Origin of the sequence: Pseudomonas arsenicoxydans (genome assembly GCF_006438915.1) — a bacterium.
Lineage (GTDB): Bacteria > Pseudomonadota > Gammaproteobacteria > Pseudomonadales > Pseudomonadaceae > Aquipseudomonas > Aquipseudomonas arsenicoxydans_A.
Map to the genome: position 1 here is coordinate 142619 of NZ_RCZE01000003.1, position 14030 is coordinate 156648.

The 14030-nt window shown below is 57.8% G+C and carries 16 protein-coding genes; 4 read left to right on the forward strand and 12 right to left on the reverse strand.

What is annotated here, in order from left to right; translation table 11 throughout:
* Positions 1–5: 5 nt before the first annotated feature.
* Positions 6–557, reverse strand: coding sequence for a translation initiation factor IF-3 (gene infC / locus EAH78_RS07265; RefSeq protein ID WP_172668659.1), 552 nt, complete (start codon positions 555–557; stop codon positions 6–8).
* Positions 557–2479, reverse strand: a complete 1923-nt coding sequence (thrS, locus tag EAH78_RS07270) for a threonine--tRNA ligase (protein WP_140666985.1) — start codon at positions 2477–2479, stop codon at positions 557–559. Before thrS ends, infC begins: the two co-directional genes overlap by 1 nt.
* Before the next feature lie 374 nt (positions 2480–2853).
* On the opposite strand from thrS, the gene EAH78_RS07275 reads away from it, so the two are divergent.
* Positions 2854–3156 (forward strand): hypothetical protein, encoded by a 303-nt coding sequence (locus EAH78_RS07275; protein WP_140666986.1) that lies wholly within the window; start codon positions 2854–2856, stop codon positions 3154–3156.
* 291 nt (positions 3157–3447) lie between these two features.
* On the forward strand, positions 3448–3660 hold the full coding sequence (locus EAH78_RS07280) for a cold-shock protein (protein ID WP_003179963.1): 213 nt from the start codon (positions 3448–3450) through the stop codon (positions 3658–3660).
* A gap of 72 nt (positions 3661–3732) precedes the next feature.
* Here EAH78_RS07280 and EAH78_RS07285 read toward each other — a convergent pair whose 3' ends face one another.
* Both EAH78_RS07285 and EAH78_RS07290 read right to left on the reverse strand, forming a co-directional pair.
* The gene (locus EAH78_RS07285) at positions 3733–4053 is read right to left on the reverse strand and encodes an I78 family peptidase inhibitor (RefSeq protein WP_140666987.1); all 321 of its coding nucleotides are present in this window, start codon (positions 4051–4053) and stop codon (positions 3733–3735) included.
* 164 nt (positions 4054–4217) lie between these two features.
* The gene (locus EAH78_RS07290; protein ID WP_140666988.1) at positions 4218–4523 is read right to left on the reverse strand and encodes a hypothetical protein; all 306 of its coding nucleotides are present in this window, start codon (positions 4521–4523) and stop codon (positions 4218–4220) included.
* A 132-nt stretch (positions 4524–4655) separates the two neighbouring features.
* Between EAH78_RS07290 and EAH78_RS07295 the strand changes: the two genes are divergently transcribed.
* Positions 4656–4868, forward strand: coding sequence for a hypothetical protein (locus EAH78_RS07295; protein WP_140666989.1), 213 nt, complete (start codon positions 4656–4658; stop codon positions 4866–4868).
* Between the two features lie 32 nt (positions 4869–4900).
* Here EAH78_RS07295 and EAH78_RS07300 read toward each other — a convergent pair whose 3' ends face one another.
* The 8 genes from EAH78_RS07300 to EAH78_RS07335 form a co-directional block, all read right to left on the reverse strand.
* The gene (locus EAH78_RS07300) at positions 4901–5929 is read right to left on the reverse strand and encodes a nucleoside hydrolase (RefSeq protein WP_140666990.1); all 1029 of its coding nucleotides are present in this window, start codon (positions 5927–5929) and stop codon (positions 4901–4903) included.
* Between the two features lie 41 nt (positions 5930–5970).
* Positions 5971–6375, reverse strand: a complete 405-nt coding sequence (rbsD, locus tag EAH78_RS07305) for a D-ribose pyranase (protein ID WP_140666991.1) — start codon at positions 6373–6375, stop codon at positions 5971–5973.
* The gene (gene rbsK / locus EAH78_RS07310) at positions 6372–7289 is read right to left on the reverse strand and encodes a ribokinase (protein WP_140666992.1); all 918 of its coding nucleotides are present in this window, start codon (positions 7287–7289) and stop codon (positions 6372–6374) included. The genes rbsD and rbsK overlap by 4 nt, the downstream gene beginning before the upstream one ends.
* Positions 7290–7346: 57 nt before the next feature.
* Entirely contained in the window at positions 7347–8366 is a 1020-nt protein-coding gene (locus EAH78_RS07315) for a LacI family DNA-binding transcriptional regulator (protein WP_140666993.1), read from the reverse strand.
* Between the two features lie 3 nt (positions 8367–8369).
* Positions 8370–9347: an ABC transporter permease gene (locus EAH78_RS07320; RefSeq protein WP_027921561.1), complete on the reverse strand. Its 978-nt coding sequence runs from the start codon at positions 9345–9347 to the stop codon at positions 8370–8372.
* Positions 9344–10897 carry a sugar ABC transporter ATP-binding protein gene (locus EAH78_RS07325; RefSeq protein WP_140666994.1) on the reverse strand — a complete coding sequence of 518 codons (1554 nt, stop codon included), beginning with the start codon at positions 10895–10897 and terminating at the stop codon, positions 9344–9346. The genes EAH78_RS07320 and EAH78_RS07325 overlap by 4 nt, the downstream gene beginning before the upstream one ends.
* A 55-nt stretch (positions 10898–10952) precedes the next feature.
* On the reverse strand, positions 10953–11909 hold the full coding sequence (locus tag EAH78_RS07330) for a sugar ABC transporter substrate-binding protein (RefSeq protein ID WP_140666995.1): 957 nt from the start codon (positions 11907–11909) through the stop codon (positions 10953–10955).
* 190 nt (positions 11910–12099) lie between these two features.
* Positions 12100–12546 (reverse strand): hypothetical protein, encoded by a 447-nt coding sequence (locus EAH78_RS07335; RefSeq protein WP_140666996.1) that lies wholly within the window; start codon positions 12544–12546, stop codon positions 12100–12102.
* A gap of 348 nt (positions 12547–12894) precedes the next feature.
* Between EAH78_RS07335 and EAH78_RS07340 the strand changes: the two genes are divergently transcribed.
* The gene (locus EAH78_RS07340) at positions 12895–13983 is read left to right on the forward strand and encodes an asparaginase (RefSeq protein WP_140666997.1); all 1089 of its coding nucleotides are present in this window, start codon (positions 12895–12897) and stop codon (positions 13981–13983) included.
* The last annotated feature ends 47 nt before the right edge of the window (positions 13984–14030 follow it).

A 14030-nucleotide genomic window follows, 5' to 3' on the forward strand; every position in this document is an offset into this window, starting at 1 on the left:
GATGATTACTTCTTCTTTTTCGGGGCGATGACCATGATCAGCTGGCGTCCTTCCATCTTAGGATGCTGTTCGACCGAACCGTACTCGAGCAAGTCACCTTCAACTCGCTTGAGGAGTTCCATCCCCAGCTCCTGGTGGGCCATCTCACGGCCGCGGAATCGCAAGGATACCTTGGCCCTGTCCCCATCACTCAGGAAACGTACCAGGTTGCGCAGTTTTACCTGGTAATCCCCTTCCTCCGTCCCTGGACGAAACTTGATTTCTTTAACCTGGATCTGCTTCTGGTTTTTCTTGGCCGCGGCAACCTGTTTCTTCTTCTCGAAGATCGATTTGCCGTAGTCCATCAGCTTGCAAACAGGGGGTACTGCATCGGCGGAAATTTCCACCAAATCGAGCTTGGCTTCTTCAGCCTTAAGAAGCGCGTCTTCAATTGACACAATCCCAAGCTGCTCGCCTTCAGCCCCAATTAACCGAACCTCGCGTGCCGAGATATTCTCGTTGATCGGGGCTTTCGGTGCAGCTCGTTTATCTTGTCTCATTTCACGCTTAATAATAATTACTCCGAATCTGGGCGACCACGCCGGGAAACCGCTTGCGCGAGAAACTCAGCGAACTGGGCGACGGGCATCGAGCCCAGGTCAGCACCTTCACGAGTACGCACAGCGACAGTCTGCATCTCGACTTCCCGATCTCCGATAACCAAGAGATAGGGAACCTTGAGCAAAGTATGCTCGCGGATTTTAAAGCCGATCTTTTCATTTCTCAAGTCAGACTTGGCACGAAATCCGCTTTCGTTGAGGGTTTTTTCAACTTCAGCAGCAAAATCGGCTTGTTTATCAGTGATATTCATAATCACTGCCTGGGTCGGAGCCAGCCACGCAGGGAATGCACCCTCGTAGTGCTCGATCAGGATCCCGACGAAACGTTCGAAGGAGCCCAGGATCGCCCGGTGCAACATTACCGGGTGCTTGCGACTGTTATCTTCGGAGACGTATTCGGCTCCCAGACGGACAGGCAGGTTAAAATCGAGCTGAAGGGTACCACACTGCCAGACGCGGCCAAGGCAATCTTTCAGCGAGAACTCGATCTTAGGACCGTAGAACGCACCTTCGCCCGGCTGCAGATCGTACGGCAGGCCCGCGCTATCAAGGGCTGCAGCCAATGCTGCTTCGGCGCGATCCCACAATTCGTCAGAACCAACGCGTTTTTCCGGACGAGTGGACAGTTTCATCTCGACGTCTTTGAAGCCGAAATCGGCATAAACGTCCATGGTCAGTTTGATGAACGCTGCGGATTCAGCCTGCATCTGCTCTTCAGTGCAGAAGATGTGGGCGTCATCCTGAGTGAACGCACGCACACGCATGATGCCGTGCAGCGCACCCGATGGCTCGTTACGGTGGCAAGCACCGAATTCGGCCAGACGCATCGGCAACTCGCGGTAGCTTTTCAGGCCCTGATTGAACACTTGCACGTGGCAAGGGCAGTTCATTGGCTTGATGGCGTAGTCGCGGTTTTCCGACTGAGTGGTGAACATGTTGTCGGCGTAGTTGGCCCAGTGCCCGGATTTCTCCCACAGGCTGCGGTCAACCACTTGCGGGGTCTTGATCTCGAGGTAGCCGTTGTCGCGCTGAACCTTGCGCATGTACTGCTCGAGCACCTGGTACAAAGTCCAGCCGTTCGGGTGCCAGAACACCATGCCCGGCGACTCTTCCTGAGTGTGAAACAGGCCCAGGCGCTTGCCGATCTTGCGGTGATCGCGCTTTTCAGCTTCTTCGATGCGCTGGATGTAAGCCGCCAGCTGTTTCTTGTCTGCCCATGCAGTGCCGTAAACGCGCTGCAATTGCTCGTTTTTGGCATCGCCACGCCAGTAGGCGCCGGACAGCTTGGTCAGCTTGAAGGATTTCAGGAAACGCGTATTCGGCACGTGCGGGCCGCGGCACATGTCGACGTATTCTTCGTGATAGTACAGGCCCATGGCCTGTTCGTTCGGCATGTCCTCGACCAGGCGCAGCTTGTAGTCTTCGCCACGGGCCTTGAACACCTCAATCACTTCGGCGCGCGGAGTGACTTTCTTGATCACGTCGTAATCTTTCTCGATCAGCTGCTGCATGCGCTGTTCGATGGCGGCCAGGTCGTCCGGAGTAAAAGGACGCTCGAAGGCGATGTCGTAATAAAAGCCTTCGTCAATGACCGGCCCGATCACCATTTTGGCAGTCGGGTACAACTGCTTGACCGCGTGGCCAACCAGGTGGGCGCAAGAGTGGCGAATGATCTCCAGCCCGTCTTCATCCTTTGGCGTAATGATTTGCAGCGTGGAATCGCTGTCGATGATGTCGCTGGCGTCAACCAGCTTGCCATTGACCTTGCCGGCCACGGTGGCCTTGGCCAAGCCAGCACCAATGGATGCGGCGACCTCGGCTACGGAAACCGGGTGATCGAATGAACGTTGACTGCCGTCGGGAAGAGTAATAGTTGGCATGGCGCCTCCTCTCCTAGTGGTGACCCCTACCAAAGGTCACGTGGGTTGGGATGAGCCAGTACAAGATCCGATCCAGGCCATTCAATGACGAACGCCTGCCTTACAGCGGCAGGAGCCTTGCGGCCAACCGGAAAACCGAACCAGAGTGACTGGGATTCAAATCAGGGTTATTCGCGCAGTAGCCGCCACCGGGACTGAAGGTCATCCGGAGCTTGCAAACGCTCGAGCGAGGCATGCTAGCACAGATGAACGGTCATCGACGCAAGCAGACTTTGCGCGGGGGCAAATCGGCCATTTTTATGCCAGAGTGCTGAACTTGAACACCGCGTTGCCCCTCAAACTAGAAGTCATTGACCCACAAGGAGCATCCCAGCATGCGTCAGAACCGTTTGTTCGCCATAGTCGCCCCTATCGTTCTACTGCTGCCATTGGCCGCCCATGCCGATTGGCCAAAGGGTGAGCGCGAGAAATACATGGCGCAATGCGTTCCCGCGGCGGCACAGAAGATTGGCGAAGCGAAGGCAAAAGCCGTGTGTGGTTGCGGCGCCGATCAGCTCAAATCATATCCTGCCAAAGACCTTCAGGCATTGATGAACGGCACTGCGAGTCCAGAGCTTGGGAATCAGGCGATGCAGAAAATTGCCACTTGCAGGGTGGATACCGGCGCGCAGAAATAAGCTACTCGCATTGATTTTTTCACCTGTAATAACCGAAAAAATAGCCAAAACGTCGGTTTCTCAGACATTTTTTGAAGGTTTTACAGCTTTTTTTTAGTCTTTACTTTTGGCTGAAAGCCTTTTAAATCGGGGCTTTCAGCCGCTTGAAGCAGCAAAGAACGCTCAACAGCAAGGCAAACAGCACGTCCGGGGGGCTCCCAAAGCGAACATTTCGACTATGATACTCCGGTGTGCCCAGTTGGCCTGAGCAGCACAGCACTACTGAAAATATATGTTTCTTGGAGATACACCATGTCTAATCGCCAAACCGGCACCGTTAAATGGTTCAACGATGAAAAAGGCTTCGGCTTCATCACTCCTCAAGGTGGCGGTGACGACCTGTTCGTACACTTCAAAGCTATCGAAAGCGACGGTTTCAAAAGCCTGAAAGAAGGCCAAACCGTTTCCTTCGTGGCTGAGAAAGGCCAAAAGGGTATGCAAGCTGCACAAGTTCGCCCAGAGTAAGTTTCTGGCGCACTAAAAAAACCCCGTCCATGTGGCGGGGTTTTTTATGGGCGAAACAAAAGCCTGGTGCGATCAGCCGCAGTTGACGCGAGTGACCACCCGATTGGCATCGGTGTTCAGGTTCAGGCGATCAGAGCGGTACTCCAGGGTCACCATGTCGTTGGGCGAAAGGAACCGTGCGTTCTGTGCACCTGCGCGAGTGCGCGCCTGCTCCAGCAGTTCGGGCGAAGCCGCTTTGCCAACGGTGAATTCCGCAGCCTTTGCCTCGCAGCGGCTATGTCCCGTGTCAGTCGTCGTTACAGGGTCAGTTGCCGACTCGGATGACGTACTGCTGCAACCTGCCAGCAGAGTGACGACAAATAAACTACCCAATGACGCGAGCTTCCAAGGCATGAAGCCTCCTTTTCAATAGTTAAGCAGAGATCGTGCGACCGCCATTTCGGCGATAGGTTTCAAGGTGAATGCCCTCACCCGGCCCTCGATTCGCACAAGCGCCGAGTTTGCCTGAGCATCGCCCTGCCGCTTAGCACTCAATCGTGACTGAATATGAACAGCGCTCAATAAACGTCGATGTAGTCGTACGGCGGGTTCGGCCAGTTCTCTTTCAACGCGTTGAAAATCTGCATGACCCAGACTTCGTCACTGGCCGCGACCAATCCTACATAGCCCGAGCCCTTGGCCCACGTCTCCAGCCGAAATCGCAGCCCTCCAATGTCAGTGCCGCCCACGACACCCGAAGAGATGTAGGCGATGCCGCTTTGGGTGACCCGCAATTGAGTGTGCTCATCGTCACTGGCGGAGGCCAATAGCTGGCGCACCGCCTCAAGGGTCAAACCGTCAGGGGTGTTCAAATCGATCTGCACAGCGCGGTCCTTGAAAATTCGTCAAAGACCAAGTGTCGCATAGCCCTTCTCCCATGCCTAAGTCGGAGTGCCAAACGCCGCGCAAAATGGTTAACTCGACACTCAGACTTTCCCGACTTCACGAGCGCCATCATGACCACCGTAAGCATCGACGCCGATATCAAAGCCAAATGGCAGGACGGGCACAGTTCTTACAGCCCAAGCAGTACGGAGGAGCTCGCCATTATCGGTATCGATCTATTGGTCCGGGACCTTGGAACCGAGGCTGCCCAGTCGTTCATCGAGCAGATCTTCGAAAAACACCTGGCGGACCAAAAAGCCACCGTAGAGGCAGGACGGGGGTAAAACCCGCAGGCTGGCACCTGCGGGCTTGAAACTTACTTCAAACGAGCCAGACGCTGCGTCAGCAAGTCGAAGAAGCCCTGGGCATCGCCACTTTCAACCCAGAACGCATTCTTCGGCGCCTTCAGGCCGTCATACCAGTCGACGATGGTTTGACCGAAGGTCGGGCCTTCGCGGCTATCAACGACCACGTTGACCGAGCGACCGGTAAACAGCTCAGGCTTGAGCAGGTAGGCGATGACGGTAGCGTCATGCACCGGGCCACCTGTAAGACCGTAGTGCTCCATGTCATCCTTGATGTATGCATCAAGAATGTTGCTCACCAGCTTGCTGGCGTTGTTGTTGATCGCCGCGATCTGCTTCAGGCGAGATTCGCTGGTGAGGATCTTATGGGTCACGTCCAGTGGTAGATAAGTCAGCTTAACGCCACTTTTCAACACAATTTCGGCGGCCTGCGGATCGGCGAACAGGTTGAACTCCGCGACCGGTGTAATGTTGCCACCGTTGAAGTGCGCACCGCCCATGATCACCACTTCCTTGATGCCCTGAACGATTTCAGGCTCCTGGATCAGCGCCAACGCCAGGTTGGTCTGCGGGCCGAGCATGGCGATGGTGATACTGTGGGGCTTGGCCGTTTTCAAGGTGTCGATCAGGTAATTGACCGCACTGCCTTCAGCCAGGCCCTTCTTGGGCTCGTGCACGGTGACGCCTGACAGACCTTCCTTGCCATGAATGTTCTCGGCATAGATCGGCGTGCGCATCAGCGGCTTCGGCGCACCGGCATAAACCGGCACGTCTTCGCGCCCTGCCCACTCCCGGGCCAGTCGCGCATTACGCGATGTCTTCTCCAGGCGCACGTTGCCGGCCACGGTGGTCAGTGCACGAATGCTCAGCTCTTCGGGCGATGCCAAGGCAAACAGCAAAGCAACCACGTCGTCGGTCCCCGGATCGGTATCGATGATCAAGTCGATCTTTTCCGCCGCCTGGGCGCTCGTTGCAGTAATCAGGGACAAAAGCAGCAGACTCCGAAGCAGATGGTGCAGTTTCATAGCATAGCGGGGCATATCGCACTCCTTGTGCGCGGGAAAAACTAATGTGTACAGCGCTAGAACGTCACCCCCGACACCAGCACAATGTTGCAGTACGGCGCACATTCGCCGGTACGAACAATCGCCCGCGCCTGTCGGCTGAGGACCTTGAACTGGTCATGGCTGAGCAACTCACGGGAACCCAGCACGCCGTCGACGTTCAATTCGTCCAGAACACCCAAGGCCGGCGGCTGCTTGTCGAGGATCTCCCGTGCCAGCACATGTCTTTCGACCTGCATTTCACTCAGTACAACCTTCAAGGTACTGATGAAGTCCGGAATCCCCTGGGTCAGCGCCAAATCGATCAGTTCGACACCGGGCGGCACCGGCAGACCGGCATCGCCGATCACGACCATGTCGCCGTGACCCAGCGAGGCAATCAGCCGCGACAACGCGACATTGAGCAGTGGTGTTTTTTTCATGGTGCTTTAAACGCCTGTACATCGGACAAGGTGGGAATCGAGGGTTGGGCGCCAGCGCGGGTGACCGACAGGGCTGCGGCAACCTGACCGAACCGGATTGCATCGGCTTCACTACTGCCAGCCGCTAATGCGGCAGCAAAACCACCCACGAAGGTATCCCCGGCGGCCGTGGTATCGACGGCTTTGACCTTCGGTGCCGGGAAATGCTCCAGACGTGAGCCGTCAGCGAACAGCGAGCCTTGGGCACCCAAGGTGATAATCACTTTACTAACGCCCATGGCGATCAATCGGGTCGCGGCGGTTTCTGCCGACGCCAGGGAGTCCACTGACAACCCCGTGAGGGCAGAGGCTTCGCTTTCGTTGGGGATCAGGTAATCAATGGCGGCAAACCAATCCGCCGGCAATGGGCGACTGGCGGGCGCGGGGTTGAGAATGACGGTCTTGCCCAGCGCACGACCGCGTTTCAAGGCATGCCCCACCGTAGCGTCCGGCACTTCCAACTGACAAATAATCACATCCGCCGTCTGCAATACGGCGTCAAAACGGTCGATGACTTGCGGCGTCAGCGATCCATTGGCACCCGCGACGATGACGATGGCGTTCTGACTGTTGTCATCGACCACGATCAACGCGACGCCGCTGGAATCCTCGACGGTGCTGAGGGCCTGACAATCTATACGCTCGGCCAACAGCGCTCCGCGCAGTTCTGCGCCATAGGCATCGTTGCCCACACAGCCGACCATCGACACCTCGGCACCCAAACGCGCTGCTGCGACGGCCTGATTGGCGCCCTTGCCACCGGAAACCGTGGCAAACGACTCGCCGATCAGCGTTTCACCGCCACGCGGCAGCCTTGGCGCCCGGGTTACCAGGTCCATGTTCAGACTGCCTATCACCACTACTTTTGCTGGCATACATTGCTACTCATCAATTCTGGGTCCGCAGTGCTTTTGGTTTAGCGGCGCCGTGTTTCAACGAAACTGGGCGAACACGCCGGCGAGCGGCGCGGTCGACTCTCGCAGGACAATACTGGGCGTCACGATGCGCTGATCGGTGGCCATGTCCGGCGTGGCGATCCTGCGCAAAAGCACTTCAGCCGCCATCTCACCGAGTTGCAGGATCGACTGCCCCACCGTGGTCAACGCCGGGTAAACATAACGGCTCATCTGGATATCGTCGAAGCCGATCACCGACAACTCGCTCGGTACGCGAACATTGCGTTCGGCGGCCGCTCGCAGCACGCCGATACCCATCATGTCGTTGCCGGCAAAGATCGCGCTGGGCGGATTGCGCTCCAGCAAAATCGCTGCCGCGTTGTAACCGCCGGTGCTGGTGAAGTCGCTTTCCAGCATGCGCTCGCGACTCATTTCGACACCTGCCTCCTGCAAGGCACGGCAATAACCGGCCAGACGCATTTGCGCCACGCTGGTACCTGCCGGGCCGCCGATCATGGCGATGTCCCGATGCCCCAGTTCCAGCAGGTGCCGAGTGGCCAGATATGCGCCGTATTCGTGATCGATGCGCACCAAGTCGGCATTCACGCCTTCCAGTCCGCGGTCGACAATGACCATTGGCGTGCGCACACCGGCGAGGCCTTCCGCCAGCCCAGCATCACCGCCGGCCGACGCCACGATCAAACCGTCGATACGCTTTTCCAGTAGCACACGAAGATAGCTGCGCTGCTTGTCCGGGTTGTCGTCGGAGTTGCAGAGGATGACGCAATACCCCTTACGCTCGCAGTAATCCTCAATACCTCGCGCCAATTCAGCGAAGTACGGGTTGAGACTGTTGGGCACCAGCAAACCAATGGTCGCGGTAGTTTTGGCTTTCAACGAACGGGCTACGGCGCTCGGCACGTAGTCCAGGGTTTTGATCGCCTCCTCGACCTTGATCCGCACTTCCTGGCTGACCGGGCGGGTCTTGTTCACCACGTGGGACACCGTGGTGTAGGAAATGCCCGCGAGTGCGGCTACATCCTTGATTGTTGCCATGATTCAGGTCCGCCGGCTTGCGCGCTGACTGCGATAAGTATCGAGCACCACCGCCACCACGATCACTGCGCCGGTGATGATGCGTTTGGTGGGCTCGGTCGCGCCGATCTGCGCCAGACCGGCGGCCAATACGGAAATGATCAGGACACCGAAGAACGTGCTGATCACCGAACCACGGCCACCCATCAAACTGGTGCCGCCGATGACGACAGCGGCGATCACCTGCAACTCCAGCCCGGAGCCGGCATTCGGATCCGCGGCCTCGAGCCTGGAAATCTGAAACAGCGCGGCAATACCGGCCAGCAGCCCCATCAGGCTGAACACCAGAATTTTGTAGGGCTTTGGATTGATCCCCGCCAGACGCACTGCTTCTTCATTGGTACCGATGCCGATCAGGTAGCGACCGAACACCGTACGGGTCAGTACGGCCTGGGCAATGAAGATAATTAGCAAGGCGATAATGAACGACGGCGAGATACCGAAGGCGATCGGGTTGGACAGCCAGGCGAAGGCGTCACCGATATAAGCGGTGCGCGACCCGGTCATCTGATACGCCACGCCCCGGGCCATTTCCAGCACGCCCAGAGACACGATGAATGACGGAATCCGCCAGGCCACGGTGATCGAACCGGTGATGGTCCCGGCCAATGCCGCCGCCGCCATGCCGAGCAACGCGGCGGGCAGAACGCTCCAGCCCCAGCCGAGAATGGCCACACTGACCGTTGATGCTGCCAGCGCCAACACCGAACCGACCGACAGGTCGATGCCACCGATAATCAACACGAAGGTCATGCCGACCGCCAGCACCATCAGATCGGGAATCTGGTTGGCCAGGGTGCTGAATGTGTCATAAGAAAGAAAGTGGCTGCTCAATACCGAGAACAGCGCAATCATCGCCAGCAAGGCACCGGCCAGGCCCAGATAGGTGCCCAGACCGTAGAAGTTGCCACTACGTTTGCCGGCAGAAGATGCAGTTTTCATGGAAGGTCCCTAGGCGCTGCTTCATTGAGCAACGCATCACGTTTTTGGTAGCCGGCAAAAGCGGCGGCAAGCAAGTCATCCTGGGTCCAGCTGTCGCGCTCGAACGTGTCGATCAGGCGTCCCGCCGACAGCACGCCGATCCGGTCGCAGATCAACATCAGCTCACGCAGGTCACTGGACACCACCACCAGCGCCTTGCCCTGTCGGGTCAGCTCGCCGAGTAACGCATAAATGTCGAATTTGGCGCCGACATCGATGCCTCGGGTGGGCTCGTCAAACAACATCACCGAGCAATCACGCTCGAGCCAGCGGCCGATCACGACCTTCTGCTGGTTGCCGCCGGACAGTTCGGAGACCAATTGTGTCGGGCTCGAACTGCGGATGCGCATGGCGTCGATCTGACGCTGGGCCAGGGACATCTCGTCGCCGTTGTTGACGAATCCGCCACTGGAAATCACCGGCATGTTGCCCAAGGCAATGTTGGCGCTGATCGATTGGGTCAGCAGCAAGCCTTCGCCCTTGCGGTCTTCCGTGATCAGGGCGATGCCATGACCCACTGCATCGGCCGGCGAGCGGATGCTCACCACCTGAGCCGGAGACCCCAGCGCAACCGTGCCACTGTCAGCAGTGTCGGCACCGAAGATCAGGCGCAGTAACTCGGTGCGCCCTGCCCCGATCAATCCGGAGATCCCGTAGATTTCACCGGCTCGCACTTCGAAGGACACATCGCGAACCTTGTCCGAACGGGTCAGGCCGCTGACCGTCAACGCGGGAGCGCCGATCTTGCGCGGCCCCATGTCCATATGTTCGCCGAGCTCACGACCGACCATCAGCGTGACCAATTGCTCGCTGTTGTAGTTGGCCATCGGCTCGACGCACACCAGGTTGCCGTCGCGCAAAACCGCAATGCGCTGGGCGACCCGCGCCAGTTCTTCAAGGCGATGGGAGATATAGATAATCGACACGCCACGGGACTGCAGGCGGGTGATCTGTTCGAACAGCATCTCGACTTCACGCGCCGTCAGCATGGCCGTCGGTTCGTCGAGGATCAGCACATGGCAGTCGCCGATCAGGTTGCGGGCGATTTCGACCATTTGCTGGTGGCCAATACCGAGGTCGCCGACCAGGGTGTCCGGGTCGATTGCATCGAGGCCAACCTGGGCCATGGCCTCGATCGCCGCTTTGCGCAACTGCTTGCGACTGATCCAGCCACCGTTACTGGGCAAGTTGTCGAGAAACAGGTTTTCCGCCACCGACAGGGTCGGCAACAGATTGAGTTCTTGCATGACCATGCGAATGCCCAGGTCTTCAGCCTGGGTCCGGCTGCCGGGACGGTAATCCTGACCCTGGAATTGCATCTGGCCGGTGGTCGGCGTGACCAACCCGCCGATGATCTTCGACAGCGTGCTTTTGCCGGCACCATTCTCACCGGTCAGCGCCAACACTTCACCGCGGATCAGCGTCAGATCGATGCCGGTCAGTACCGGCTGGGCGTAGGTCTTACCGATACCGCTGACCGTGAGGACAGCGTTCGGAGCGCAAACGGACATAAAACTCTCCCTGTGCCCGCCCGGACGGGCGAGCACCAGTGTGTCGCCAGAAGGCTTACTGGGTGACCAGTTCTACCGGGGTTTCGATCACGCCGTTGGTGCCGCTGTCGACCTTCTCGCCCTTGATAATTTTCAGCGCAGTCTCGATACCGAACACGGCTTGTCGGGCTGCAAACTGGTCGGCGGTCGCCAGGACGCGACCATCCTTGAGCATCGGCTTGATCGCGTTGATGTTGTCGTAACCGACCACTTGCACCTTGCCGGCCTTGCCCGCGGCACGCACGGCGGAAACGGCACCGACGGCCATGCTGTCGTTACCGGCCAGCAGGGCTTTGACGTCCGGGTATTCGCTGAGGATCGAGGCGGCAACCTTGTTGCCCTTGTCGATCTCCCAGTCACCGGACTGCAAGGAAACGACTTTGATCTGCGCCGCTTCCATTGCATCTTTGAAACCCGCGGTGCGGGCCTGGGCATTGGTGGTGGTGGACACACCTTCGATGATGCCGACTTCGTCACCGGCCTTCAGTTGCTTGGCCAGGTACTCGCCAACCAGACGCGCGCCCTTGCGGTTATCCGGCCCCACGAACGGCACCGTCATGTTCTTGCTTTTGAGGACGGTCGGGTCGAGTTGGTTGTCGATGTTGATCACGGTGATGCCGGCATCTATGGCTTTCTTGATCACCGGAACCATGGCCTTGGAGTCCGCTGGCGCGATGACCAGGGCATTGACCTTGGCGAGAATCATTTGCTCGACGATGCGCGTCTGGCCAGCTGTGTCCGTTTCGTCCTTGATGCCGTTGGAGATCAGCTCGAATTCGCCGGAGTGGTCTTTCTGGTAAGCCTTGGCGCCATCCTCCATGGTCAGGAAGAATTCATTGGCCAGGGATTTCATGACCAGTGCGACTTTGGGTTTTTCAGGAGATTCGGCGAATGCCGATGAGACGGGCAGCGCGGCGGATGCGACAGCCAGCATAGCGACAGCAAGAAGACGTCCAGCGAATGGCAGCTTCATGGGTTCACTCCGATCTTATGATTATTGTGAGCAATGCTTGCGCGGGAGTAATGCCTGCACTCCGATTGTCGACGGAATAAGCCACCGACAGGAACGCGCAAACGTTTGCGTAGACCGAACTATGCGAACCCTGCTGCCATTTGTCAACGACCTGTTTGGTGTCTGCGTTGGCAAAAACTGGCTCGCCACATTAGGCAACGGTGCTAATCAGGCCGCCTGTGCTGGAGTCCTTGGCCAGTTCTTTCACCAGATTGCCCGCCACTTGTGACAGCGCGCCGTTGGTGTCGGCGATTTGCCCCTGGATCGACATCACCGCCGTGGCTTTAGCTTCTGGAGTCGGATAAGGCGCTGCCTGAGCGGCCGCCAGTTGTTGCTGCTGTTCGCGCAGTTGCTGTTGCAGTTCCTGCATGCGTTTGAGCAGTACCTGCACCGCAATACTTTGGGTGCTGCCGCCCTTGGACTTGGTTTCGTCCTGAGCACCGCCACCGGTTCGAACCTGGTTGTCGCTGCCTTCTTCCTTCCCCAGGACCTGAGTCGCGGTGTCGGCCGTCGCTTCGCTCAAGGCATTGATCGTCGACGGGGACTTGCCGCCGATGGTGATCGCGCCCGCATTTGGAAAACCAACAGAAAACGACATGGGAACTCCTGTAAGAAAAATAACCTTAACGGGGCATCGACCTGTGCGAGGGTTTCTTTAGCATTGATTCTTGATTTGGCAAGGCGACCTTCTCTACAAACGTCGTAGGCATTTTCGGAGAACCGAATGTAAACGCTCAACCTATTCGGAAACCCGGACATCTTCATGTTTAACCCCGACCAGAGCCGAGATAATTTCCAATACAAATCAACTAGTTAAAACTTTTTCTCGTTAAACGTTTGACTGGTACAGATCCTGCTCTTCACCTACACCCCCAGCGTTCAGATCTGCCGGGGGCGTATCTAGATGAACTTGCATCAGCACCGTCTGACTACTAGAGAGAAAATAATGAAATCTGCCTTCAACACTTTTATTCCGGGCGCCTTGGCCCTCCTGCTGCTACTCCCTACCGCCCTTCAGGCAAAAGAAGTCGAAACCCAACAGAAACTGGCGAACGTGGTCATCCTGGCCACGGGCGGCACCATCGCTGGCGCCGGTGCGAGCGCCGCCAACAGCGCGACGTATCAAGCGGCAAAAGTCGGCATCGAACAGTTGATTGCCGGCGTTCCGGAACTCAGCCAATTGGCTAACGTTCGTGGCGAACAGGTCATGCAGATCGCCTCGGAAAGCATCACCAACGACAACCTGCTTCAACTGGGCCGTCGCGTGGCCGAACTGGCGGACAGCAAAGACGTCGATGGCATCGTGATCACCCACGGCACCGACACCCTGGAAGAAACCGCTTACTTCCTGAACCTGGTGGAAAAGACCGACAAGCCGATCATCGTCGTCGGTTCCATGCGCCCAGGCACCGCGATGTCAGCTGACGGCATGCTCAACCTGTACAACGCCGTCGCCGTCGCCAGCAGCAAAGAAGCGCGCGGCAAGGGCGTCCTCGTGACCATGAACGATGAGATCCAGTCGGGTCGCGACGTCAGCAAGATGATCAACATCAAGACCGAAGCGTTTAAAAGTGCCTGGGGGCCGCTGGGCATGGTGGTCGAAGGTAAATCCTACTGGTTCCGTCTGCCGGCCAAGCGCCACACCATGGACTCGGAATTCGACATCAAAACCATCAAGAGCCTGCCTGACGTAGAAATCGCCTACTCTTACGGCAACGTGAGCGACACGGCGTACAAGGCACTGGCTCAGTCCGGCGCCAAGGCGATTATCCACGCCGGCACCGGCAACGGCTCGGTGGCCTCGCGCGTCGTTCCAACCTTGCAAGCCCTGCGCAAGGATGGCGTGCAAATCATTCGTTCGTCCCACGTCAACGCCGGCGGCTTCGTACTGCGTAATGCCGAACAGCCTGACGACAAATACGACTGGGTGGTTGCGCACGACTTGAACCCGCAAAAAGCCCGCATCCTGGCCATGGTTGCACTGACCAAGACCAACGACAGCAAAGAGCTGCAACGGATGTTCTGGGAATACTGATTCGCCCTCGCCCGACCGGTTCTGGTCGGGCACATTCTTGACCACTC